This window comes from Elusimicrobiota bacterium (assembly GCA_028718185.1).
GTDB lineage: Bacteria > Elusimicrobiota > UBA8919 > UBA8919 > UBA8919 > JAQUMH01.
The window spans coordinates 37,914-62,086 of the sequence record JAQUMH010000008.1 but is presented as its reverse complement, the minus strand read 5'-3'; the positions used below and the strand labels follow the sequence as shown (position 1 = coordinate 62,086).

Sequence of the window (24,173 nt, the reverse complement as noted above, 5' to 3'; positions counted from 1 at the left end):
GTGTTGTTTCCTGCTCAAATGGAGTAATCACACAACATCTAAAAATGCAAGATTTATTACAAAAGTCTTTACTTTAAGTTGATTATAGCAAATTGTAAAAGATATTTAAATAATTGGGTGCTATCTTTTACAATCAAATTGTAATTGAATATTGTCTGTTGCGTCTGGTACCAATGCGTATGATTCTTTTTGTTTTTAGTAACGGATTTAACATCTTGTAAACACCCTGACGGGTAATACGAAGTTCTGTTGTAAGTTGTTTCATTGTTTTTGGACCATCTTGTGCCAACATTACAAGCAATTTATTTTGTGTTTCTGAAAGTGAAGGTAGTTTTTTTGCCGTCACCTGTGCCGATATAAGACGATTATACGCCCGCTCAAGCCCTTCGGCTGTAATATCGCATATATATTCCAGCCAGTTAGCTAAACCACCGGGTTTTCTTGCGTTGTTTAATTGTTGATAGTAGAATTGTCTGTTTTCCAATAAAATATCGTCAAGTGTAAAAACGTGCAAAGTATCAAATCCGCGGCGATATAATTCCCAACTGGCTAATGCTCTGGCTACTCTGCCGTTGCCGTCACGGAACGGGTGTATGGTTGCAATTTCAAAATGGGCAATCGCTGAACATAAGACTGGATGGTATTGGTGGCTTTTGTTATTTAACCATTCTAAAAACTCTTTCATTAAATACGGCACTTTTTCAGATGATGGTGGTGTATGGTCCCCGACATATACTTGAACTTTCCTGTATTTACCTACAGGACCGCCGGCAACTGCTTTTTCACCGATAATTTTGTGCAAGGTAAAAATGTTGTTTTCTGTAATAACTTTTGTATTTTCTTTTTCTCTTATCCATCGAACAACATCCAGATAATTTTTAACCATTTGTATATGAAGTTCCGGTTTTCGTGGTCTTTCACCATCAGATACTTGCTTGACTTCTTGCGGTGTTAATGTGCTTCCTTCAATTGTTGTTGAAGCATATGCCATTATTATAGCCGATTCTTTCTGGACTACGGGAACGAATATTCCTTTTGCTGAACTACCTGCGATTTTTCCTTGCAGATAATCAATCTCCGATAATGTTTTCATTACTCTTGGTCTAATTTCAATATTATTTAACATGTTGATTGATTCTCCTTATGACAACCAGATGACAACTATAGTTTACATATAGTTTTGAAGAAAGTCAAGTACTTTTTGATTTGGTTGGAGATTGTTTATATTAGTCAAGCAATCTCGACAACTACATAACATCAGATAAACAACTTCAGAGATTCCCGTTTTCCAGACTGTGTCATAACCCACGATTTGTCATTGCGAGAGCCAATTTATTGGCTCGTGGCAATCCCTTCTTCTACGAGATACATTTTATGAGATTGCTTCGCTAACGCTCGCAATGACATTGCGACACAGTCTGTTCACAGGAATGACAGACTTTCTAATAATTAGGGTCTGCGAATACATTAAATGCATTTAGATTCCCGATGTAAGCGTTCGGGAATGACAAAATCAGCTTTTGACTGAATCTTTGGCAGATAATTATAAAGGATATTTACTCGTTTTGCGATTAAAGTGAATTATGTTTTTATTTTCAGGGTGAAAAACAGGTTTGTTAAGGCAATGAGTGCGCCTAATAAAAAGATGTATTCGTATCCGTATAATTTCCAGATAATGCCGCCGGTAAGTGCTACTGTTATTGAAAATATATGGTCAATTGATACACCCATGGTCAGCGTTGATGTTAATTCCTGCGGGTCAACAATTATTTTTTTAAGATACGTGGCTCTCGCCATGGTTACGGACATTAAAAGCTGGTCGGCTACATAACATGCGGATGTTATTATCAATGCAATATTTACCGAAAACATCTTTTTAGAAAACCCGTATCCTAAACATACAAAAATCAGTACAATGGCTTCGCCTGCAAGTATTGTTTTTTCTCCGTATTTATCTATTGCATGCCCTAGTAACGGCTTGAATATTATTCCGATAATTCCCCCGATTGTCAGAAGCGTTGCAATTGCCTGAGTTTTTTGCATGAAAATAGTAATAAGAACCCAAGGTGCAAAAGTAAGAAAAAGTTGTTTTCTTGTTCCATAAAGTATGGATAGTATATAAAAAAGTTTATATTCTTTTCTGAATTTGAATTTTGTCTTAAGCGGGACCGGTTTATTTTTTCTCATTGAATATATAAACAACGCTCCCGCAAGAAAACAGAGTGCCGATATTATAAATGCTATGGTAAAATTGAGCCTAAAATATTTAAATCCGACAAATATGAAAAAACTTCCTGCAATTGCTGCAAAATTTCCTGCTCCCTGGAGCTGGCCCAGTCTTCTTCCTGTTTTGCCTTCACCGGCAAGTTCCATTCCTACGTCGGAAACAAGCGGCAGGAAAAGATGTTGTCCTAAACTGTATATAAACAGCCAGACAAGCATTATTGAATAATTGAATGCCAAAAGTCCTATAAAGAAAACTCCTAAAGCTGCAAGAAATTGTGATAGTGCGGCGAGTGTTCTGTTACACATAAAGAAAAAAAGAGCAGAGACGAAAATAACTATCAGTCCCGGTATTTCTCTGGGTAATTCAAGGAAAGTTCTTTGCCAGCTTGTTATGTGAAATCGCTCGTTAAGAAAATTGTTGAAGGTGGAATCAACTATACTCTGTGCAAATCCAATACAGATGACTGCAAATATAAAAAGCAGGAAATCGCGCGGGATTGATTTTAAAATGGTTTTCATAGTAGATAACTAATACTAGCTAAGAACGCAGAGCTTTGCTCTGCAGCTACGAAATATGGACGTTTCACAACAAATATATAACATCAGCAGACCAAGGGTCTGCGACTACAGAACACCAGGGAACAAAAGCGGCACCGCAAGGCGGTGCGGCTACGGAAAACATTGCCTAAACGTCAAAAATTATTTGGGTTTGGAAACCAATTAGCGTTTTATCTATTTTCAAGTTGTGGTATGTGGCGGCTTTGATGTCGTGTAGAATTTCATGTTTGGAAATTTTTTCACCTGAAACATTCGCATTTAGATGGGTTTTGGTTATTTTGGAGATTTTAAAATCTTTGAAAAGTAATTTCTTAACAGCGTAATAATACTGGAGTTCGTTTAGAAAAGCTACCAGAAGTTCTTCGTAATTATTTGACTTAATTGAAACGGATATTGAAATTTTCTTCTGTACTTTTTTAAGAGGGGTAATCAACGAAAACATCCCAAAAGCAGCATTCTCAAAAAGTTTCTTTATTGTTTTCCCGGTTACAATAATGCCAACGTCTGCTGTATGATTGATAATTTTAAATCTATTTATCTTTACCTTTTTCTTTTTCTTTATCGTTATCGGTGTCATCTTCTTTTGCTGCATATGTAATGGATGCCAGCTTATCGCCTTCACCAAGACGGATGAGCCGTACGCCCTGCGTATTTCGTCCTATAACGGAAATACCTTTGACCGCCATTCTTATCATTATACCTTGCTGTGTCATCAGCATAATGTCGTTATCATCTTTAACATTTTTTATACCGATTACATTTCCGTTTCTATCCGTTGTTTTTATATTAATAACGCCTTTACCGCCGCGGGATTGTACGCGATAGTCGTCAATTTCTGTTCTTTTCCCATAACCGTTTTCTGTCGCGATTAAGACCGTGTCTTTCGGCATGACTGTTTCCATACCTATAACATCGTCACCTTTATTCAGACGAATTCCACGCACGCCTTTGCCGCTCCTGCCGATACATCTCACATCATCTTCGTTGAACCTGATAGCAAGCCCTTCTTTTGTCGCAATAACTATCTCGCTTTTGCCTTCAGTATGTTTTACATCAATCAGGGAATCGCCATCCTCAAGATTTATGGCAATAATACCTGACTTCCTGATGTTTGAGTATTCTGAAAGTTCTGTTTTCTTGATTGTCCCGTTTTTTGTCGCCATTAAAAGATAAGTCGCCTTTTCTTTTTCAAACGATTTTATCGGGATTGATGCCGTAATTTTTTCTTCAGCAGTAGAAAGCTGGACAAGATTAATTATCGCTTTGCCTTTGGAAGTTCTGGTCGCTTCCGGAATTTCGTAAACTCTTATCCAGTAAACACGCCCTCTGTTAGTGAAAAGGAGCATATAAGAATGTGTTGAAGTGACGAACATATCTTCAACAAAATCCTCATCGCGTGTAGTCATACCGGTAACGCCTCTGCCGCCACGGTTTTGTGTCTTATATGTCGTTGTCGGCATTCGTTTAATATAACCGGCATGCGAAATCGATACAACAACGTCTTCTTCCTGTATTAAATCATCCATGTCTAAGTCAACGGCGTTTGCTAATATTTTCGTTCTTCTATCGTCTCCGTATTTTTCCTTTAATTCTGCAAGTTCCTGTTTAATTATTGTAAGGACTTTCTTCGGGTCGGATAAAATTGATTTTAACCGTTCTATTGTTTTTATAAGGTCAAGGTATTCTGCATCAATTTTTTCCCGTTCCAGTCCGGTCAGTTGTACAAGTTTCATATCCAAAATCGCCTGTGCCTGGATTTTTGATAATTTAAACTCTTCCATCAGGTGGGTTCTTGCAGTATCGGCATCTTTTGATTCTCTTATTAATTTTACGATTTTATTAAGATTGTCTAACGCGATTTTAAGTCCTTCTAATATATGTGCTCGAGCTTCAGCTTTGGCAAGTTCAAATTTTGTGCGGCGAACAATTATTATTTTCCTGTGTTCAATATACTGGTAAAGCATTTCTTTTATATTGAGTACTTTAGGACGGTTGTTGATAAGCGACAGCATTATCACGCCAAAAGACGATTCCATCTGGGTATGTTTGAAGAGCTGGTTCAGGACAACCTGCGGGTTGCCGTCACGCTTTACTTCAATTACTAAACGCATACCTTCCCTGTCGGATTCGTCTCTTATGTCGGATATATCTTCAATTTTTTTATCTTTTACAAGGTCGGCTATTGTTTCTATAAGTACTGCTTTATTTACCTGGTATGGAAGTTCATTGACAATTATTGCCGTCTTCCCGCTTTTTATATCCTCTATTTCTGCTACTGCCCTGATTCTTATTGAACCCCGCCCTGTTGCAAAATAATCCTTTATTCCCTGCTTACCGAAAATAATACCGCCTGTCGGGAAATCCGGTCCTTTTATAATTTTGGAAAGTTCCGGAATATCTATTTCAGGATTTTCAATAACTGCGGATATACCATCACAGACTTCTGTTAGATTATGCGGCGGAATATTTGTTGCCATACCAACCGCAATACCGGATGAGCCGTTTAATAAAAGATTTGGAAGTCTGGCTGGCAATAGAAGCGGTTCTGTAAGCGAACCGTCATAATTAGGTCCGAAATCAACTGTATTTTTATCAAGATCGCCAAGCAGTTCTTCTGCAATCGGAGCGAGCCGGACTTCCGTATAACGCATTGCAGCCGGCGGGTCCCCGTCAACACTACCAAAATTTCCCTGACCTTCTACAAGCGGGTAACGGAGCGAGAAATACTGCGCCATTCTGACCATCGCATCATATACTGACATGTCCCCGTGCGGGTGATATTTACCTAAACAGTCTCCAACGACGCGGGCTGATTTCTTGTATGCTGTGTTATGTTTCAAACCCATTTCTTTCATCGTATAAAGTATACGACGATGAACGGGTTTTAAGCCATCTCTGACATCAGGCAAAGCACGACCGACAATAACGGACATCGAGTAATCAATATAAGATGTTTTCATCTCATCTTCAATATTGCGCGAGACTACCCTGTCCATATTAATCTGCTGCGGTATCGGTTCTGGTTTTTCCTGTTTTGGTTTCTCTGGTTTCTCTTTTTCTTCGTCTTTTTCTTTCTCAGCCATAAATTAAAGTCCCTTTTTTAAAAATTAAGTCAGCCTATAAATTGTGGCGGTCAACGACAATTTATTCGGCACCGCAAGGTGGTGCAGCTACAATAATCTGTCGCATAGCAATCCTGCCTCGTGACAAGGCGGGCGCCCGCTACGAACTATGCTTGCCCGCCATCGGTTTAGTGGCGGGACCTACCTACTATCTACTATCCCCTATTACCTGTCCTTAAATATCCAGATTCTTTACTTCGTGGGCGTGCTGTTCTATGAACAAACGGCGCGGTTCTACTTTGTCGCCCATTAGAGTTGTAAATATCTTATCGGCTTCTATTGCGTCTTCCAATTTTACTTGTAAGAGTTTCCTGTTTTTTGGGTCCATCGTAGTTTCCCACAACTGTGAAGGGTTCATTTCTCCAAGTCCTTTATACCGTTGTATAGATGTCCCTTTCCTGCCCAGTTCCATTACCGTATCAATCAACTGCCTGAAATTTTTTACATCTATATCTTCATTATTTGAATTTATTCTATATAACGGTTTTCCTCCGCCGTTGCCATAATCATCCAACTCTACATTTTCTGATTCCAGCTTCTTGACTACAAGGTCTAATTTTACAAGTTCCCAAAGATCTTTTACTTCGGTTCCAAGTTCTTCCTCGCTAATTTCAAGCGGTAATTCGCCGGCTGTTGCAAGTTTTTCAGTCATTTTTTCTTTTTTCTTCTTTAAATATTCCGCTTTAAAGTTTTTCCACTCTTTATCAGTATAAATATATTCGGGTTTATCTTCTGTTTCAACTTTGTAAAGCGGCATTTTTTCTTTTTTCTTAAATGCCAGATAATCATCCCAGGTGACGCCTTTCCTTATTAGTTTTTTAATGAGTGTTTCAAATTCAATAAGATTTTTCAGTATTCCTGAAAGTTTTTTAGAATCATATTCCTTTGAAGCTTTGCCCTTTTCAAGTTTAAATATTTTTAAGTTACTAATCCCTTCTTCTAAAAGCATACTTTCAAGTTTTTCTTCTGTTTCAACATAAATCTCTTTTTTATTTTTTTTCACCTTAAAAAGCGGCGGCTGTGCAATAAACACGTTGCCGTTTTGAATAAGCTGGGTCATCTGGCGGTAGAAAAATGTTAAAAGCAGCGTTCTGATATGAGCTCCGTCAACATCGGCATCGGTCATAATGATTACCTTGTGATACCTGAGATTGCTTATATCAAAATCCTCCTGCCCGATTCCCGCGCCAAGTGCAGTAATAAGCGTTCTTATTTCGTCATTGGCTAGCATTTTGTTAATTCGTGATTTTTCAACATTTAAAATTTTTCCTTTTAACGGAAGTATCGCCTGAAACTTTCTGTCACGTCCCTGTTTTGCAGAACCGCCTGCGCTGTCTCCTTCAACTATATAAATCTCGCATTTTGCAGCGTCCCGTTCCTGGCAATCGGCAAGTTTCCCGGGTAAAGACCCGCTATCCAGTGCGCCTTTTCTTCTTGTAAGCTCTCTTGCCTTTCTCGCTGCTTCTCTCGCCTCGGCAGCGACAACTGCTTTCTCCGTAATTTTATTCGCGACAGTCGGATTCTCTTCCAGAAAAGTTGAAAGCGCGTCACCGACTATTGATTTCATAATTCCTTCAACTTCATTGTTTCCTAATTTAGTTTTTGTCTGTCCTTCAAACTGCGGGTCGGGAATTTTTACCGAAATAACAGCAGTCAGTCCTTCACGAACATCTTCACCGGAAAGCGATACGTTTTTATCCTTAATCAGTTCTTTATTTTTTATATAGTCATTTATGACCCTGGTTAACGCCGAGCGGAACCCGGCAAGATGCGTGCCGCCTTCGTGTGTATTTATGTTATTTGCAAACGAAATAACATTTTCTGAATAACTGTCGCTATACTGGACTGCGACTTCAGCCGTTATCCCGTCTTTTTCCTTCATAAAATATATGGGGTCGGCATGCAGCGGGCTTTTGTTCATATTAAGATATTTTACAAATTGGACAATCCCGCCTTCATAAAAAAAGGTATGTTCTTTGTCTTCTCTTTCATCTATAATGGTAATTCTTGTTCCGGCATTTAAAAATGCAAGTTCGCGTAACCGACTGGATAATGTATCAAACGAATATTCTCTGGTAATAGAAAAAATTTCTTTGTCCGGCTTAAATGTAATTTTTGTGCCGATATCATCACTATTGCCTTTGACTTTCAGCGGTGCATCTGTCTTGCCTCTTAAATATTTCTGGTAGTAAATTTTGCCGTTCCTGTAGACCTCTGCTTCAAGATATTCAGAAAGTGCATTAACAACAGAAACGCCTACACCATGAAGCCCACCGGAAACTTTATATGAATCATGGTCAAATTTTCCGCCTGCGTGCAATTTTGTCATCACAATTTCTAACGCTGACATATTTTTATACTTCGGGTGCGGTTCAACGGGAATGCCGCGCCCGTCATCTGTTACAGAAACGGAATTATCATCGTGAATAACTACTTCTATCGTTTTACAAAAACCCGCAAGCACTTCATCAATAGCATTGTCTACAACTTCATAAACAAGATGATGGAGCCCTTCTGCCCCTGTTGAGCCGATATACATTGCAGGTCTTTTGCGGACGGCATCCAATCCTTCTAAAACTTGAATGTTAGACGCGCCATACTGTTCTGAATCTTTTTCTTTTGACATACTAAATTTTACTCCTGTATAATTTTAAGATTTTTTATTTTTTCATCGCCTAAAAAAGAATTAATCGCTTTTATTATTTTTCTTCTCATTAACATAATTTCATTTTTTATTACCGGGGATTTTACTAATATAATTACCGTATCTTTTGAACATTTTATAAGTTGAGCGTGCCTGGAAATTTTTGGACCTACAAATCCATCAAAAAATACTCTTAACGCATATCCGTCCGGATTAAAAGAACTCTTACTTAAAAACTTATCAACGCAGGCAGATATATGAACTACTTTTCCTTTTCTCACAAAATCACCCTCACTCCTATCTACCGTTAGGCAGGTTCGTTCGGGAACGCAAATGGTCGCTAATCTAACTCGAATTATTTTATCGCAAATTAAGCAAAGCTTTGCTTTGCAGCTACAAACCGGTTGATATTGTAGCCGCGGAGCGTTAGCTCTGCTAAACATTGAAATTCCTGTACATCAAGTTAGGCTTGCCGAAGGTCTGGCGACTACTACAAAATTATAATTAAATTGTAGTTTCACGCTCTCGGCGTGATAACATTGAAATTCTTATGTGTCATTCCAGAGTGTTTTAATCGGGAATCTTTGATTATTTCTTTATTCCAGCCGCATGGGCATAATTATATATAGATAATTTGGATCGTTAGCTGGCCTTAAAACACCGGGACTGACAGGTGTTGTAAATTCAAATATAACTTCATCGCTTTCGGCAACTTTTAACATATCTACTACATAATTTGGATTGTATGCAACATTGAACGGCTCGCCTTTGTAATCCGTTTCTATTTCATCATTACCTTCGCCCCGTCCCTGTTCCATTGAATATAACAGGATTTTTCCTTTATTTACAGAATATTTAATTGATGAAGTTCTGCCTGATGAAATAAGTGAGATTCTGTCTGTTGCGTCCAGAAGTTCCTTTGTATTTATTTTAATACTTCCTTTTTTCTCTTTTGGTATTACCTGATCGTAATTCGGGAAATGCCCGTCAATAATCCGGGAACGTAATATTGTATCGCCAATTTTAAATCCGACCTGGTTGTCAAACGCACCTATCTCCATTTCTTCACTTGAGGTATTTGATATAATTTTTAAGAGTTCTTCTACCGCTTTTGACGGAATTATAAAAGTAAATGAAAGCTTTTTATCAACAACGTTGTCTTTTGATATAAATGCTAACCGTTTGCCGTCTGTGGCAATCATCATTACCTTTCCTTTCTCTACAACAAAACAAACGCCGTTTAAAACGTACCTTGTTTCATCGGTTGATATGGCGAATTTTGTTTTAGTAATGATCTCTTTTACGATTGCTGTGCTGATTTGAAATGTTTTCCCGCCTTCAAAATCAATTGCAACCGGAAACTCTGTTTTTGGAATACCAACAATTGTAAATTTTGTCTTTCCTGCTTTTATAAGAACCTTTCCCTGGTCTTCAATAGTAATTTCAATTTCTTTATTATCAACCTTTCTTATAATGTCTGCAATTAATTTACCCGGAAGCGTTATTCCGCCTTCTTTTAATACTTGTGCTTTAATTATTGTTTTTGCTGCTACTTCTAAATCTGTTGCTGCAAGTATAAGCTGACTATCTTTAGCATCAAAAAGCAAATTTGAAAGTAATGGCAGCGTACTTCTTTGTGATACTGCTCCTGAAACAATCCCTATTCCTTTTAATAATTCATCCTTCATACAAATAACTTTCATCTTTGTTCCTCCTTTTTATTTGTTTTATTATGTTATTAATTTATCATAATAACCATCATAAGGGCTGTTAATATGTTAGTTATTTTTTTATTTGGTGTTTTCCCTTCTATAATTACTGGTTTTCAGATATTTATTAATGTTAGTTAATAGGTTGATAACTTAAGAAGTTAGTCGCATAACCAAATAAAAGCAAATTTTTTTGTACTTACTAACTATATTTAAAAATTACTAACATTTATCGAATAAGTATTTATTAGCACCGCAAGGCGGTGCGGCTACGAGATTTAATTCTATTACGATATTCATTTTTACTTAATATTCCTGATATCCTGGATTATTTTAGCGATATCTGATGAAAAAATCGGATCCTTTATTATAGCTTTTTCTACTCTATCATATGAATAAAGAACTGTTGTGTGGTCTCTGCCGCCAAAAGATTCACCAATTTCAATTGTTGAAAGTTCAGTAAGTTTTCTTGCAAGATACATTGCTATTTGTCTTGGGTGTGCAATGGCGTCTGTTCTTTTTTTACTTTTCAAATCTTTTATATCTAATGAGAAATGTTTTGAAACGATTTTTTGTATTTTTTCTATTGTTATTGGAGCATCTTCAATAGGACCTTTTATAATATCTTTAAGTATGGCTTGTGTCTTGTCAATAGTAACTTGACTTCCGGTAAGGTATGCGTGCGCGACTATTTTTATTAGAGCACCTTCTAATTCCCGGATATTTGCTTTTATATTTGAAGCAATGAAAAGGATAACATCTTCAGGCACGTGAATCCGCTCGTCAACTACTTTGCTTTTTAATATAGCTATCCTTGTTTCTAAATCGGGCGGAAGTATATCTGCAACCAAACCCCACTCAAATCTGCTTTTAAGCCGGTCCTGGAGCGTAATAATTTCTTTTGGCGCAGAGTCGGCTGACAGAACAATTTGTTTGCCGGAATCGTAAAGTGCATTAAATGTATGATGAAAAACTTCCTGAATTTGTTCTCCTTTACCGAGGAATTGAATGTCATCAATAAGAAGAGCATCAAGTGAACGATATTTTTGGTGAAACTGGGGCATTGTGCGATTTGGAATTGAAGAAATCATTTCATTGGCAAATTTTTCACAAGTGATATAAAGTATTTTTGCATAGGGATTTTTTTGTTTCATTTTATGCCCTATTGCATGGAAAAGATGTGTTTTACCAAGACCAACACCGCCATATATAAAAAGAGGATTATATGCTTTTCCTGGGTCATCTGCTACTGCAAGTGCTGCTGCCTGGGCAAATTTATTTGAACTGCCTACAATGAATTTATCAAATGTATATTTAGGATTAAACTGGGTATCTGAAAAAATTGTTTCTTCCTGGGCAAGAGGTATCGGTTCAATAGTTTGCTCAGTTCTTTTTAAAAATTCGTCGAGATTTTGCATTACGGTATAATCAATTTTAATAGATGAGCCAAGTTGTTTAGAAAGTTCTTTTTCAATTTTTTCCTGGATATTTCCTTTGAGCCAATCCACGAAAAATTTATTAGGTACTTCAATTGTGAATGCGGTTTCGTTAACTGAAACCGGTTTGGCAGGTTTTACCCACAGCTCAAAAGATTTTTCAGGAAGAGTCTTCTTAATAACTTCCAGACAGTTTTCCCACAATTCTTGCGGAGATTTGCTCATTATTTATTCCTTAAATAAAGTTATTAACATAGTTACTAACAATTGTGCATAACTTATTAGTAGTTCTTTTAGGTGTTTAGTTTTACCATATTTTATCAGGGAGTCTTACTTTTTAGCGAAACAAATATGTTTTGTTTTTGTATTATATTAAATGTTCAACAAGAAGTCAAGAGAAAAAATTTTAATAAATAAAAAATTTTCTTGACAAATATATTTAATTTTTGTAAAATGATATTTATGAAACAACAAGCACTTGTTATAGTAAAACCAGATGGTCTAAAAAAATCTTTAACCGGAAGTATCCTCATAAAACTTTCGGAGGCAAAGCTTGAAATTATAGGAGCAAAAGTTGTAAGCCCGAGCAGAGAACTTGCCGAAAAACACTATGCCCACATGAAGGATAAACCGTTTTTTGGAGAACTTGTCCAGTACATTTGCGGGGAAATACACAAAACCAAAAGAGTATTAGTTCTTTTATATGAGGGAGAAAATGCTATTGGAAAACTACGAGAAATAGCAGGCGCTACAAATCCTGAAGAAGCCGAACCGACAACAATACGTGGAGCATACGGCCGGATAACAACAAAAGGCGTTTATGAGAACGTTTTACACGTTTCAAGTTCTGATGATGAAGCCGAGCGAGAAATAAAACTATGGTTTTCGCCTTCCGAAGTTGTAAATGAAATCTACCCTACCAAAGAAGTCGTAAAAGAAAAGATTAAAGTGAAAGAATGGGCATAAAAAGATAGAATCGTAGAGTCAAAATGTCGTGGGATAGCGGGATTGTGGGATAGCAGAGTTGTAGCATTTGACTTTGATGCATCAATAAAGATATTAATTACAAAACAAAATCAGAACAAGATTGTTTTTTAAAACAATCTTATTTTTTTTTGCCGAGTATTCTAAATACTTTTGTACTACAAGCGGGACAGACACCTTGTAACGCTCTTCTGCCGCCCTTCATTTCAATTTCTTTTGCATCCTTAATTTCCACCTGCTTCTTACATTTCATACATCTTCCTTCTGCCATTTGAGTACCCTCCTTATAAAATTGTGTAATGTGAAATGTGTTATGTGTTATGTGAAACAAGAAACAAGAAGTAAGATTAGAATATAATCTTGAATCTTAGATCTTTAATTCCTTCCATTAGCATCTGCAATTATAACAATTATTTTATTTTTTTACAAGCTTAGATTTTTGGTGTAAAATGTTAACTATACGATTTAAATCTTCCAAAGAGTAACAGGAGATTATAATTTTACCTTTTTTACCCCTGTATTTTATCTCAACTTTTGTTCCGAGAATCTTCTGTAAGTCTTCCTCAACTGTTGTTATGTTTGCATCTTTTTTCAAAGTACTTTTTTTTGATTTTTGCGAAATTTTTTCAACATCCCTAACAGTTAATTGCTGGGCTATAATTTTCTCTAATAATAACCGTTGTTTTAACGGGTCGTCAATTGACGCGATTGCTCTTGCATGACCTTCTGTAATTTTACCTTCAGAAATAGCGTCCTGAATCTGTTTTGGTAGCGAAAGAAGCCGTATTATATTTGCAACCGTAGAACGGGATTTGCCGAGAGTTTTCGCTAAATCCTCTTGAGTCAGGTTAAATTCAGCCATCAATCTTTTATAACCTTTTGCTTCTTCTACGGGGTTCAAATCTTTTCGTTGAAGGTTCTCAATTAATGAAAGGACAAAGCTTTCTTTTTCAGAAAGAGTTTTTATTATAGCCGGAATTTCAGAAAGTCCGGCAAGCATAGAAGCTCTCCACCGCCTTTCACCTGCAACCAGCTCGTATGTCCCGTCTTTTCGTTTTGCTGAAACAATTATCGGCTGGGCAAGACCATGTTCCATAATAGAATCTGCCAAATTTTTAAGACCTGCCTCATCAAACTTTTCTCTTGCCTGGTATCTGTTAGGTTTAATTTTGTTTACAGGTATTTTTAGAGTACCTTCACCTTCTGCTGATGTGGAAGAAGAAAGAGCATTGCCGATTTCCGGTATCAATGCTTCCAACCCTTTCCCTAATGCTTTCCTCATAAAGTTCCCCCATTGTATAACACGAAGCAAGAAAAAAGATGCAAGATACAAGATTTAAGAAGTAAGATTAGATTAAAATCTTCAATCTTGAATCTTAAATCATTTTTTTTCTTTTTCAGATTCTTTATCAATCATTTCCTTGGCAAGATTTAAGTACGCTTCTGTTCCCCGTGAATGTTTGTCATAAAGTATAACAGGCTTCCCGAATCCCGGTGCTTCTGCTAAGCGAACATTTCTGGGAATGATTGTTTTATAAACTTTATCACCAAAATATTTTTTGATTTCTTCTATTACCTGGCCCGAAAGATTTAACCGTGCATCATACATAGTTAATAAAACACCTTCAACATAAAGTTGGTGGTTCAATGTTTTTTTAATTGCTTCGACGAGTTTAAGCAGCTGACCAAGTCCTTCCAAAGCATAATATTCACATTGAATCGGTATAATTACGGAATTTGCGACACAGAACGCATTAACAGTTAATAATCCCAACGATGGCGGGCAGTCAATAATTATATAGTCATAAACACTCTGAAACTTAGATAAAGCGTTTTTCAGACGGGTTTCACGGGACAACATATTTACTAATTCCACTTCTGCACCAACCAGGTCTAATCCTGAAGGTACAATCTCGCACCATTCGACATCAGTCGGTAAAATGGTGTCTTCTAATAAGCTATCGTCAATTAGTACATTATATATGCTGGAGGTGACTTCATCTTTTTTAATACCAAACCCGCTTGTTGCATTTGCTTGCGGATCCAAATCAATAAGAAGAGTTTCATAGTTAAGTGAGGCAAGAGATGCAGATAGATTTATCGCAGTAGTAGTTTTTCCTACTCCACCTTTTTGATTAGCAATAGCAATTACTTTACTCATAATATTTTGATGGTAAAAATGACACTGTAACAGATTTTCTTACGGTTTTTAGTTTTCTGATGATTACGCCGGATGATTTGAACATCAATTTAGAAGCTTTGACTACATCAGTATGTGAATACTTGTCTGATAAATATACCACTTCTTTGATTCCTGATTGTATTATAGCTTTTGCGCATTCGTTACAAGGAAATAACGCGGTATAAAGAATGCATCCTAAAAGATTTCTACCTGTACTGTTAAGGATTGCATTGAGTTCCGCATGACATATATACGGATACTTTGTATCTAAAAATTTTCCGCCGTTGTTCCAGGGAAACTTATCGTCGGAACATCCGGCCGGGAACCCGTTATATCCTACGCCGACAATTTTTTTCTGGGAGTTTACTATACATGCCCCGACTTGTGTGTTTGGGTCTTTGCTTCTATTAGCAGAAAGCAAAGATACACCCATAAAATATTCATCCCAGGATATATAATCAGTTCTTTTAAGTGTTTTTTTAGACATTTGTTTTCCACCTGTCATACTTCATAAAGGCGTTATACATTATTTGCTTTTTGTTCGTACCGTTTACACCGATTGCCCTGTCATCCCCATAATCGGATAAAATGAACCCGCCATTTTTTGTACCCCATTTGGTAAGTAGTTCTTTAGCTTCTGCTTCAATTTCTTCATTTGATTTAAACGGCAGAGTGTGTTGTATATCACAAAGGGATGAGAAACAAATTTTACCGGCAAATTTTTTACCGATTTCGTTTATTCCGTTTGTGAGCGGCTGCTGCATATTTAATACGTTACATCCGATTTCAATTAGAGAAGGTATAAGATTATTTATTTTGCCGCAAGAATGCATCCAGACATCCCAACCCGCCGCTTTAGCCGCAGAAAAAATCTTTTTGTATCGCGGCTTGAAAAATTCATCCCATAATTCAACGCTTATAAAAGAATTCAGTTCGGTACCCCAATCATCGGTAAAAAAAAGACCATTTATTTTATTTGGGAACCTTTTAGATATATTTTCTATTATTCTTATGTCAAATTCCACAATTCTATCTGCAAGATGACTTATTTTTTCCTTTTCAAGGTAAAGGTCGGTAAGAGTGTTTTCAAATCCACGTAATGAATGTATGCGTTCAAACAAGAGCATAAAAATTTCAGTTTTTACATATTTACCGTCGGTATCTTTGAATTTATTTTCCATTCCTTCGTAGAATAGATTGTTATCCGGGTCCGGCCATTTGAAAGTTGACAACTTATCCCAGCTTAAAAGCGGATGACCGGTAACCAGCCCCATGTTTTTAACTTCAGTCCTGCTCCACTCGCAATTCCATTCATCAAATGTTGTGTTTATGTCACGATTGCCGGCTCCTGTCTGGTTCCAGTTTACGACTGCAGTATCGCTTATACCCATAGCGCTAAACTCTACCGGTAAACGTTCCGGGTTACGGAAATGAATGGCATTACTTACTAATTCTTTAGATGATTGCATAAAATAAACTCTCAATAATAGTTAATGAAAGCTTTATTGTATAAAAAGAGAAATGATATGTCAAGCGAAAAAAATGTTTCACGTGAAACATTTGTATCATTAGATTTTAATCTGCCTACCAGCAGGTAGGTCTGTGTAATCTTATTTGTAACCTGCTTCGCTCTCGCGAAAGCGAGGCGAGTAGGTGTAATCAGAGATTGTTGGGTATTTTTTGAACAACAATCTCAACAGGTTAAATCATAAACATTTTTTACATTTTTAATTTTTACTTTTAAAAAACCACCAATTATCTGTCTTTTTTTAAATATTATATTGCCATCTATTTCAGGAGCCTGAAATTCGGCATGACCGCATTTGTCAGAATCAACAAGGACATTAAATGGTTTTCCAATACGGGCTTTGTTTTTTATATAAGTAATTTTTTGCTGGACTTCCATCAATTTATTAAGCCGTGCTTCTTTTATTTTTTGCGGTATAGTATTTTTTAAATCAAAAGCTACGGTTCCTTTTTGAGGTGAATAGGCAAATCCTCCAAGCCAGTCAAATTCAAGAGATTTAATATCATTTAATAGTTTAGTAAATATTTTTTCTGTTTCTCCGGGAAAACCAACCATTATTGTTGTTCTCAATACTATATTTGGTATCTTTTTCCTTAATTTTTCAATTGTATTGAAAATTGTACCGGAAGAGGACCTTCCCATCTGTTTTAATATAGAATCATCTGTATGTTGGATTGGGATGTCAATATATTTGCAGATTTTTTCGTTTCCGGCAATTGTTGAGATTAACTCATCTGTGAAATGTGCAGGATGAGTGTAAAGCAGTCGAATCCATTGCAAACCGCTGATTTTCACCATCTTTTTCAATAGAGTGTGGAGACATCGCTTTTTGTAGATATCGGAACCATACATAGTTATATCTTGTGCGATTAGAATTACTTCTTTTCTTCCTGTGACGGCAGCATTTTCTGCATCTTTAAGAATATCTTCTATTTTCCGGCTTCTATAGTTCCCGCGAAGCGCCGGAATAATACAGTAATTACACCTGTTATTACAGCCTTCGGCAATTTTTATATAGGCGTAACTTTTAGGAGTTGAAAATATTTTTGGTTCATTGGATATAACGAATTTTGGTGTCCCTATTTTTACAAAAGAGGAGGAAGGTAAATCAAACGAATTAAGTGCATTAAGAATATTTGAAAAATCTGAACTACCAAGAAGCATATCTATTTTAGGGAATTTTTTTAGCAATGCATCTTTTTCAAGCTGGGGTAAACATCCACAAACTACAAGTTTTTGGTGCGGGGACTTTTGTTTAGAAATTTCCGAAATCGTAGAATATGCTTCTTCTCTTGCCGATTCAATAAAAGCGCAGGTGTTTATTATAATGATATCAGCTAAATTATAATTAGCCAGAAAGGCGCAACCATTTTTTGCCAAGATTCCTGCAATTGTTTCAGAATCGACAAGATTCTTGGGGCAACCAAAAGAAATTATATTAACTTTTCTCATTGTTTCACGTGAAACATTTCAATCCAGCTCTTTGAAATTGTGTTATGATTTGTTCATATATGGAAATGTAGTTGCACGCCCTTGGCGTGCCATATGCGGGCAGTCCAAGGGTTCGAAACTACAATTATAAAAAGTTTCTTTGTAAATAGTTTTATGTCTCTTCAACAAAAACTATTTATCATCTAACCAGGCAGATTCTAAATCAGCAATATTCTTAAACTCAGACTGGTATCCCCAGAAAAGCGCTTCATCAAAGTTTTCTGTTTCTTTTAATTTAGTTAAAAAGTTATAAAACTTTAATTTTGCCCGTTTTTCAAGTAAAAAGGTTACTAATGAATCTGCTTGAAGATACCATAAGCTTACTTTTGATGTTTCTGCTGACAAAATATCAAAAGCTAAAAACTCCTGCATTGATATTCTCTTTGATTTGTCAAATTGCGGCTTTTCTATATTACTTACCTTGTTTTCTTCATACATAGCAACCCCTTCATTTATCCATTTAGAAATATTTACAGCTTTGTTATCCATAAAGTCATTAAAAATGAGGTGTGCAATTTCATGTGACAGTATATATTTTAAATGGTTACCTTCAAAAGTGTATATTTTTCTATCCATTACAAATCCACCGGACCATTCCGGTCTTTTAGTAAATTCCTTATACATTTGGGCATCTTTGTATATGTAAATTGGGAACCTTTCCGGTGGTTTAAAATTGTAAAGATTAGTATCAGCGATTATTGTGCTAAAAATTGTCTCAACCTGCTGGGAAAGTTCTTTTAATAATGGTTCATTAGATGAATAAATTATAAAGTGTGTGGTATAAATTTGATTTAAGCCGTCAGGTATAGTTAATGAAACATCCGCATAAGGCGCATTATCTGACTTTAGTCTTTGTACTATAATAATTTGTTCTTTTATTGATTCAACTTCTTCTTCATATTTTCTTTCTATTTTCGCATTTTTTAAATCAATAAATCTTGAAACCGTCATTAGAAAAAACCATAAATATATACCTACTACCACACCTATGGTTAATAGCCAGTACGAGCGTTCAATCTCAAATCCGAAAAGTTTCATGGAAAGGAATTATATAATATAACTTGATTTTAAGCAAGAAAATTCTTATAATGACCTAATATGAGGAAATTTAAGGTCGGACTTGCTTTAGGTGGTGGCGGTGCAAGAGGGATTGCACACATCGGTGTTTTAAAAGTCCTCGAAAAGAATAAAATCGTACCGGATTTTGTGGCTGGGACTTCTATGGGAGCAATTGTTGGTGCAATGTACTGTTGTGGGATGTCTGTTGAGGAAATGGAGAAAAAAGTAGCAGATTTTTTAAATACAGATATCTATAAAAATTTAAAATTTGATAGTTTATCAAAGGGCGATTCAAAAGATTTTTTAAAGAACGCCTTAGGCATTATAAAGGAAAAGGCGATGTTTTTTTTATCGGGTATAAAAATGGCATTTTTAGAGAAATCTGCAATAGATAGTATGCTCGAGTATTTTTTACCGGATATTGATTTTGTTGATTTGAAGATTCCATTTGCTTGTGTCGCAACAGATATCGCAAAAGGAGAAGAAGTTGTCATAAAAGAAGGTTCCATATTGGAAGCCGTTTCCTGCAGCATGTCAATTCCCGGAATTATGCCGCCTGTAAAATATAAAAACCATATGCTTGTAGATGGTGGTGCTGTCCGGCTTGTTCCGACAAAAGTAGTAAAGGATATGGGTTGCGATTTTGCAATTGGAGTAGATGTAAGTATCGGATTACATTCAATTACAGAAAATGAATTAAAAAATGCGTCTGATATAAATTACCGCACAAATGATATAGTTCTTTGCACATTAAGGCAGCTTCAATTAAAAGATGCAGATTTTATATTGTTTCCGGATGTAAAAAATATAAAATGGTTTGAAGTAAAGCGATTTCAGGAATGTCTTCTTGCAGGTGAAAATGAATCAGTATCAAAAATTTCCGAACTTAAAAAAACTATTAATATTAGAAGCTCAAAAACATTCTTGAAAAGAATATTTTGTAAACCATAGATAAAAAAAGTTTTTTTAGTATAATGAGATTGTTCGAAAATCTGACAATCTCTAATAAAAATATGATACTAACCGGTGTTGATATAATTGAAGTTAAAAGAATAAAAAAGATTATACAGACTAACAAAAGATTTCTGCAGAAAGTTTATACTCCGGTAGAAATTGAATATTGCAATTCCAGGAAGACCAAGTGGCAGCACTTTGCGGTAAGATTTGCCGCAAAAGAAGCTGTTTGGAAGGCGCTTGGTAAAAAAGATATATGGCACAGGGACATTATGGTAAGAAACACAAAAGACGGCAAACCGGAAGTCGTATTGGCAAAAAAATATAAAGATTTGGGAAAAAAAGTTTCGCTTTCGCTTTCACATACTGATGATTATGCCGTTGCAGTAGCGATATATAACAAATAGCACTCGTAAAATAGTTTTTAGAGTTCATAGAGTTTTAGAGTTTGTAGAGTTAATATGATAAAACCCTATAACCCTATAACCCTATAACGCTATAACCCAATTAGTTTCTTATTCATTCTGGTGAAAATATGATAAAACTAACCTCGAATTATATAAGGAATATCTTGCCGTCCCGCGCTTTGGATTCACACAAGGGCGACTACGGGCACACATTAATAGTGGCTGGTTCTAAACAGTTCACCGGTGCTGCTATATTATGCTCAATGGGTTGTTTGCGTTCCGGTAGCGGGCTAACAACACTTGCATTCCCGGAATCATTAAGTACCCAGATTACCAAACGATTACCTCCGGAGGTTATGACGCTACAGCTCCCTGATAAAGACGGGTTTATTTCACCTACAGCGACAAAGACAGTTTCAGATTTTACTACTGAAAGGAAAATCACAGCAATTGCTTTAGGGTGTGGGCTTTCAACTGAACCGGGCACTAAAATATTTGTTGAAAGATTTTTAATTAAAAATAAAATTCCGATTGTAATTGATGCGGATGGATTAAACAATATACAAAAAAATACAAAAATTCTTAAAAAATCTAAATCGAAAACTATTTTAACACCTCACCCGGCAGAATTAAGCCGCTTAACAAATATTTCTATAACAGAAATACAAAATAACAGAGAAAAAATTGCAAAAAAATTCGCATCAGAAAATAAACTAATATGTGTACTTAAAGGACATGAAACCGTAATTACAGACGGTGAAAAAGTATTTATTAACACAACCGGTAATCCTGGTATGGCAACCGGAGGCAGCGGCGATGTTTTAACCGGTATGATTGCGGGATTTATAGGGCAGATTGAAAATTTGTTGGACGCTGCTTGTCTCGGAGTTTACTTACACGGCCTTGCCGGTGATTTAGCAGCAAAAGATAAAACCCAGATTTCAATGTTACCGACAGATTTAATTGAAAGAATACCGGAAGCGATAAAAAATGTTATAGGGTTATAAAGTTATAGGGTTGTAGGGTTTGTAGCGGTCGCATTGCTATGCGACTGGGTGCTGTTTCTAAAAAATGAATAAAAAATTAATTTTTATTTTTTTCTTTTTATTTTCTTGCTCCGGATTATCTTACGGTGTTGACCTTCCTAAACCTACCGGTTGGGTTGCGGATTATGCCGGTGTAATTGATGATTCATCTTCACAGCAAATGAGCGCAATTATACAAGAACTGGAACAAAAAACCGGCGCTGAAATTGCAGTAGTAACGGTAAAAAATTTAGGAAACGATTCAATTGAAAATTTCAGTGTCCAACTTTTTAAAAGATGGGGTATCGGGAAAAAAGGAAAAGATAATGGTGTATTGCTTGCTGCTTCAATTGATGATAGGAAAGTAAAAATAGAAGTCGGTTATGGGCTTGAAGGAATTCTGCCGGATGGATTGTGCGGTGAAATTCTTGATACTTATGTTATTCCCAATTTCAAAGAAGGCGCGTATAGCAAGGGTTTAACAACCGGTGTTCTTGCTATTGCTTCTGTTATTGCAAAGGATGCAGGTGTTGAACTTACCGGCGGAACTATTGGTGTAAAGCAAGGCGGCAAATCAAGCCCATTAGGTATATTTTTCCAATTTTTATTTTTTATTATAATAATATATGTTTTTATCCGCCATCCATTTTTATTTCTTTTATTTTTAGGAACATCTGGCGGCCGCGGGTCAGGTGGTGGCGGTTTCGGTGGTGGTTTTGGCGGGTTTGGCGGAGGTATGAGCGGCGGTGGCGGAGCCAGTCGTGGTTGGTAGGAGGAGAAAATGGCAGATGTTTTAAATAAATTTGTTGAAGAAATAAAAATTATATACGGCGAAAATTTAAAATCAATTGTTCTTTATGGTTCAAAGGCAAGCGGAGAACATACTGAAAAACATTCTGATGACAACCTGCTTTTAATTCTTGGAGAAATTAAGTTCAGTGATTTAAAGTCAGTCGGTAAAACAATGAAATCCTGGATTAAAAACGGGAACCACCCGCCTTTGCTTTTTACAATTGAACAACTAAAAAAATCAACTGATGTTTTCCCAATAGAATTTCTCGACATGAAAGACAACCGTAAAATTTTATACGGAGAGGACCCGTTTAAAAATCTGGAAATAAAAAATACACATTTAAGACATGAATGTGAATTTGAACTCAAAGGCAAATTACTTAAGTTACGGCAAGGATATATGGTTTCCCAAAGTAAATCCGATGTCCAAAAACTGTTAATTAATTCCATTTCAACTTTTTTAATTATTTTCCGTCATATAGTCAGATTATTTAACATAACACCACCCGTGAAACGGCTTGACTCACTTAAAATATTATCAGAAAAAACTGGACTAAACCCATCAATTTTTGCTACAATATTCAATATGAAACAGGGAAATAGGGAAGCGTTGAAGCTTGACCCTGATTCAAGTATGGAGGAATACTTAAAAGAAATAGAAAAAATGGTTGACGTTGTTGATGCGTTATAGTATCGGAATTTTAATATTTGTAGTTGCACGCCCTTGGCGTGCCTGATTTGATGTACAGTAATTTCAATGTTATCACGCCGAGGGCGTGAAACTACAATTTAATTATAGTTTTGTAGTTGTCGCCAGACCTTTGGTAAGATTAACTTGTGAAACAGGAGGGAGGTCTTATGAAAAAAGTATGGATTATTTTAGGTGTTATTGTTCTTTTAGTGTTGATGTTAATCGGAACTTATATTGGCAATTACAACAAGTTAGTTACGCTTAGTGCGAGTATTGACGGGCAATGGGCGCAGGTAGAGAACCAGCTTCAGCGGCGTAACGACCTCATACCTAACCTTGTAAAAACAGTTAAAGGTTATATGACACACGAAAAAGAAGTATTTACCCATATCGCCGATGCCAGAGCGAAATTAGCAGGCGCAAAAACAGTTGATGAAAAGATTAAAGCAAACCAGTCACTTGATAGCGCTCTTTCCCGCCTTCTTGTTGTCGTGGAAAATTATCCTGATTTAAAAGCTAACCAAAATTTCATTCGTCTCCAGGACGAGCTTGCAGGCACGGAAAACCGTGTTGCAGTTGAAAGAATGAGATACAACGAAGTAGTTCTTGGTTATAATATTCTTGTAAAAAGATTTCCCAGCAATATAATAGCGTCCATGACCGGTTTTACCAAGAAAGACGCATATTTCAAAGCAGAAGAAGCCGCAAAATCAGTCCCCAAAGTAGAATTTTAGGTAAGACGGTTCTAAGGTTCTAAGGTTCTTGTGTTCTCATGTTCCAAAGATTTTTAAAACCTAATAATGAACCTAAGAACTTAAGAACATTAGAACATAAGAACGAATTTGCAGTTGTATTCGTGGAGAGGTCGCATAGCCCGGCTTAGTGCGCACGCCTGGAAAGCGTGTATACCGCAAGGTATCGAGAGTTCAAATCTCTCCCTCTCCGCCATGTACCATTCGCTACGCTCAGGTACAGGGCTTGCCATAAACTCAACGAAAGGAAACAAAGGACAAAAAGCATAAAACTACATATCTAACAACGTTCTTAATTGACCGATTTGGATATAAATGAGTTATATACAATAAAATGAAAAGTAAGGTAAAAAATGGAAAAAAATAAAATTATTGGTACATTATTAATAGGATTATCAGTATTAGTTATTATTGCGATGATAGTAAACAACCTTATTTTTTGGTTTATCGTAGATATTTTAGTGATATTGATATGCGGAATTAGCGGTGTAATATTAATAGAGCGAGTTGAATAAATTGGCAATAATATTATCGGGGACGTGCGGCTGTTCGACAATAGTGTTTTTTATTATTCCAAACTTGTTTTAGATAAGAAAAACTGCTTATTTTAACT

At 36.2% G+C, this 24,173-nt stretch carries 23 protein-coding genes and 1 tRNA gene; 9 read left to right on the top strand and 15 right to left on the bottom strand.

The features are described 5' to 3' along the window. Positions 1-133: 133 nt before the first annotated feature. The 8 genes from PHE88_09860 to dnaA form a co-directional block, all read right to left on the bottom strand. Positions 134-1,126: a Fic family protein gene (locus PHE88_09860; protein MDD5688120.1), complete on the bottom strand. Its 993-nt coding sequence runs from the start codon at positions 1,124-1,126 to the stop codon at positions 134-136. A 455-nt stretch (positions 1,127-1,581) separates the two neighbouring features. Next, positions 1,582-2,745: an MFS transporter gene (locus PHE88_09855; protein ID MDD5688119.1), complete on the bottom strand. Its 1,164-nt coding sequence runs from the start codon at positions 2,743-2,745 to the stop codon at positions 1,582-1,584. 166 nt (positions 2,746-2,911) lie between these two features. After that, positions 2,912-3,361 (bottom strand): archease, encoded by a 450-nt coding sequence (locus PHE88_09850; GenBank protein MDD5688118.1) that lies wholly within the window; start codon positions 3,359-3,361, stop codon positions 2,912-2,914. Next, on the bottom strand, positions 3,315-5,780 hold the full coding sequence (gene gyrA / locus PHE88_09845; protein MDD5688117.1) for a DNA gyrase subunit A: 2,466 nt from the start codon (positions 5,778-5,780) through the stop codon (positions 3,315-3,317). The genes PHE88_09850 and gyrA overlap by 47 nt, the downstream gene beginning before the upstream one ends. A 301-nt stretch (positions 5,781-6,081) precedes the next feature. Then, entirely contained in the window at positions 6,082-8,532 is a 2,451-nt protein-coding gene (gene gyrB, locus PHE88_09840) for a DNA topoisomerase (ATP-hydrolyzing) subunit B (GenBank protein ID MDD5688116.1), read from the bottom strand. Positions 8,533-8,540: 8 nt separating this feature from the next. Next, positions 8,541-8,831: a DUF721 domain-containing protein gene (locus PHE88_09835; protein ID MDD5688115.1), complete on the bottom strand. Its 291-nt coding sequence runs from the start codon at positions 8,829-8,831 to the stop codon at positions 8,541-8,543. Between the two features lie 315 nt (positions 8,832-9,146). Beyond that, positions 9,147-10,253: a DNA polymerase III subunit beta gene (gene dnaN / locus PHE88_09830; GenBank protein ID MDD5688114.1), complete on the bottom strand. Its 1,107-nt coding sequence runs from the start codon at positions 10,251-10,253 to the stop codon at positions 9,147-9,149. Positions 10,254-10,561: 308 nt separating this feature from the next. After that, positions 10,562-11,920, bottom strand: a complete 1,359-nt coding sequence (dnaA, locus tag PHE88_09825; GenBank protein MDD5688113.1) for a chromosomal replication initiator protein DnaA — start codon at positions 11,918-11,920, stop codon at positions 10,562-10,564. Between the two features lie 237 nt (positions 11,921-12,157). On the opposite strand from dnaA, the gene PHE88_09820 reads away from it, so the two are divergent. Continuing rightward, positions 12,158-12,661 (top strand): nucleoside-diphosphate kinase, encoded by a 504-nt coding sequence (locus tag PHE88_09820; protein ID MDD5688112.1) that lies wholly within the window; start codon positions 12,158-12,160, stop codon positions 12,659-12,661. A gap of 139 nt (positions 12,662-12,800) precedes the next feature. Here the strand turns inward: PHE88_09820 and PHE88_09815 are convergent, their stop codons facing one another. The 7 genes from PHE88_09815 to PHE88_09785 form a co-directional block, all read right to left on the bottom strand. After that, positions 12,801-12,950: a DUF5679 domain-containing protein gene (locus tag PHE88_09815; GenBank protein ID MDD5688111.1), complete on the bottom strand. Its 150-nt coding sequence runs from the start codon at positions 12,948-12,950 to the stop codon at positions 12,801-12,803. 144 nt (positions 12,951-13,094) lie between these two features. Then, positions 13,095-13,961 carry a ParB/RepB/Spo0J family partition protein gene (locus PHE88_09810; GenBank protein MDD5688110.1) on the bottom strand — a complete coding sequence of 289 codons (867 nt, stop codon included), beginning with the start codon at positions 13,959-13,961 and terminating at the stop codon, positions 13,095-13,097. Positions 13,962-14,060: 99 nt separating this feature from the next. Next, positions 14,061-14,840, bottom strand: coding sequence for an AAA family ATPase (locus PHE88_09805; GenBank protein MDD5688109.1), 780 nt, complete (start codon positions 14,838-14,840; stop codon positions 14,061-14,063). Continuing rightward, positions 14,833-15,348, bottom strand: a complete 516-nt coding sequence (locus PHE88_09800; protein ID MDD5688108.1) for a dCMP deaminase family protein — start codon at positions 15,346-15,348, stop codon at positions 14,833-14,835. The genes PHE88_09805 and PHE88_09800 overlap by 8 nt, the downstream gene beginning before the upstream one ends. Further along, positions 15,341-16,330 (bottom strand): uroporphyrinogen decarboxylase family protein, encoded by a 990-nt coding sequence (locus tag PHE88_09795; GenBank protein ID MDD5688107.1) that lies wholly within the window; start codon positions 16,328-16,330, stop codon positions 15,341-15,343. Before PHE88_09795 ends, PHE88_09800 begins: the two co-directional genes overlap by 8 nt. 224 nt (positions 16,331-16,554) lie before the next feature. Next, the gene (gene rimO, locus PHE88_09790; GenBank protein MDD5688106.1) at positions 16,555-17,841 is read right to left on the bottom strand and encodes a 30S ribosomal protein S12 methylthiotransferase RimO; all 1,287 of its coding nucleotides are present in this window, start codon (positions 17,839-17,841) and stop codon (positions 16,555-16,557) included. A 171-nt stretch (positions 17,842-18,012) separates the two neighbouring features. Beyond that, positions 18,013-18,918: a peptidase MA family metallohydrolase gene (locus PHE88_09785; GenBank protein ID MDD5688105.1), complete on the bottom strand. Its 906-nt coding sequence runs from the start codon at positions 18,916-18,918 to the stop codon at positions 18,013-18,015. A 60-nt stretch (positions 18,919-18,978) separates the two neighbouring features. On the opposite strand from PHE88_09785, the gene PHE88_09780 reads away from it, so the two are divergent. From PHE88_09780 to PHE88_09745, 8 genes are all read left to right on the top strand, one after another. After that, positions 18,979-19,890 (top strand): patatin-like phospholipase family protein, encoded by a 912-nt coding sequence (locus tag PHE88_09780; GenBank protein ID MDD5688104.1) that lies wholly within the window; start codon positions 18,979-18,981, stop codon positions 19,888-19,890. Positions 19,891-19,913: 23 nt separating this feature from the next. After that, complete coding sequence (gene acpS, locus PHE88_09775) at positions 19,914-20,300, top strand: holo-ACP synthase (GenBank protein MDD5688103.1); 387 nt, start codon at positions 19,914-19,916, stop codon at positions 20,298-20,300. Between the two features lie 128 nt (positions 20,301-20,428). Further along, a complete protein-coding gene (locus PHE88_09770) occupies positions 20,429-21,307 on the top strand; it encodes an NAD(P)H-hydrate dehydratase (protein ID MDD5688102.1) in 879 nt (292 codons plus the stop codon). Positions 21,308-21,371: 64 nt separating this feature from the next. Then, positions 21,372-22,097: a TPM domain-containing protein gene (locus tag PHE88_09765; protein MDD5688101.1), complete on the top strand. Its 726-nt coding sequence runs from the start codon at positions 21,372-21,374 to the stop codon at positions 22,095-22,097. 9 nt (positions 22,098-22,106) lie between these two features. Continuing rightward, positions 22,107-22,808 (top strand): hypothetical protein, encoded by a 702-nt coding sequence (locus PHE88_09760; protein ID MDD5688100.1) that lies wholly within the window; start codon positions 22,107-22,109, stop codon positions 22,806-22,808. Between the two features lie 167 nt (positions 22,809-22,975). Next, positions 22,976-23,542: a LemA family protein gene (locus PHE88_09755; GenBank protein MDD5688099.1), complete on the top strand. Its 567-nt coding sequence runs from the start codon at positions 22,976-22,978 to the stop codon at positions 23,540-23,542. A gap of 124 nt (positions 23,543-23,666) precedes the next feature. Then, positions 23,667-23,756, top strand: a tRNA-Ser gene (locus tag PHE88_09750). Positions 23,757-23,913: 157 nt separating this feature from the next. Then, positions 23,914-24,075 carry a hypothetical protein gene (locus PHE88_09745; protein ID MDD5688098.1) on the top strand — a complete coding sequence of 54 codons (162 nt, stop codon included), beginning with the start codon at positions 23,914-23,916 and terminating at the stop codon, positions 24,073-24,075. Positions 24,076-24,173 lie beyond the last annotated feature (98 nt).

What these genes read in the sequence shown, in the direction of transcription:
- acpS (MDD5688103.1), top strand. Translation starts at nt 19,914, where the DNA reads ATGAGATTGTTCGAAAATCTGACAATCTCTAATAAAAATATGATACTA.
- PHE88_09795 (MDD5688107.1), bottom strand. Translation starts at nt 16,330, where the DNA reads ATGCAATCATCTAAAGAATTAGTAAGTAATGCCATTCATTTCCGTAAC.
- rimO (MDD5688106.1), bottom strand. Translation starts at nt 17,841, where the DNA reads ATGAGAAAAGTTAATATAATTTCTTTTGGTTGCCCCAAGAATCTTGTC.
- PHE88_09800 (MDD5688108.1), bottom strand. Translation starts at nt 15,348, where the DNA reads ATGTCTAAAAAAACACTTAAAAGAACTGATTATATATCCTGGGATGAA.
- gyrB (MDD5688116.1), bottom strand. Translation starts at nt 8,532, where the DNA reads ATGTCAAAAGAAAAAGATTCAGAACAGTATGGCGCGTCTAACATTCAA.
- PHE88_09820 (MDD5688112.1), top strand. Translation starts at nt 12,158, where the DNA reads ATGAAACAACAAGCACTTGTTATAGTAAAACCAGATGGTCTAAAAAAA.
- PHE88_09765 (MDD5688101.1), top strand. Translation starts at nt 21,372, where the DNA reads ATGAATAAAAAATTAATTTTTATTTTTTTCTTTTTATTTTCTTGCTCC.
- PHE88_09785 (MDD5688105.1), bottom strand. Translation starts at nt 18,918, where the DNA reads ATGAAACTTTTCGGATTTGAGATTGAACGCTCGTACTGGCTATTAACC.
- PHE88_09760 (MDD5688100.1), top strand. Translation starts at nt 22,107, where the DNA reads ATGGCAGATGTTTTAAATAAATTTGTTGAAGAAATAAAAATTATATAC.
- PHE88_09780 (MDD5688104.1), top strand. Translation starts at nt 18,979, where the DNA reads ATGAGGAAATTTAAGGTCGGACTTGCTTTAGGTGGTGGCGGTGCAAGA.
- dnaN (MDD5688114.1), bottom strand. Translation starts at nt 10,253, where the DNA reads ATGAAAGTTATTTGTATGAAGGATGAATTATTAAAAGGAATAGGGATT.
- gyrA (MDD5688117.1), bottom strand. Translation starts at nt 5,780, where the DNA reads ATGGACAGGGTAGTCTCGCGCAATATTGAAGATGAGATGAAAACATCT.
- PHE88_09770 (MDD5688102.1), top strand. Translation starts at nt 20,429, where the DNA reads ATGATAAAACTAACCTCGAATTATATAAGGAATATCTTGCCGTCCCGC.
- PHE88_09755 (MDD5688099.1), top strand. Translation starts at nt 22,976, where the DNA reads ATGAAAAAAGTATGGATTATTTTAGGTGTTATTGTTCTTTTAGTGTTG.
- PHE88_09855 (MDD5688119.1), bottom strand. Translation starts at nt 2,745, where the DNA reads ATGAAAACCATTTTAAAATCAATCCCGCGCGATTTCCTGCTTTTTATA.
- PHE88_09745 (MDD5688098.1), top strand. Translation starts at nt 23,914, where the DNA reads ATGGAAAAAAATAAAATTATTGGTACATTATTAATAGGATTATCAGTA.
- PHE88_09850 (MDD5688118.1), bottom strand. Translation starts at nt 3,361, where the DNA reads ATGACACCGATAACGATAAAGAAAAAGAAAAAGGTAAAGATAAATAGA.
- PHE88_09860 (MDD5688120.1), bottom strand. Translation starts at nt 1,126, where the DNA reads ATGTTAAATAATATTGAAATTAGACCAAGAGTAATGAAAACATTATCG.
- PHE88_09805 (MDD5688109.1), bottom strand. Translation starts at nt 14,840, where the DNA reads ATGAGTAAAGTAATTGCTATTGCTAATCAAAAAGGTGGAGTAGGAAAA.
- PHE88_09810 (MDD5688110.1), bottom strand. Translation starts at nt 13,961, where the DNA reads ATGAGGAAAGCATTAGGGAAAGGGTTGGAAGCATTGATACCGGAAATC.
- dnaA (MDD5688113.1), bottom strand. Translation starts at nt 11,920, where the DNA reads ATGAGCAAATCTCCGCAAGAATTGTGGGAAAACTGTCTGGAAGTTATT.
- PHE88_09815 (MDD5688111.1), bottom strand. Translation starts at nt 12,950, where the DNA reads ATGGCAGAAGGAAGATGTATGAAATGTAAGAAGCAGGTGGAAATTAAG.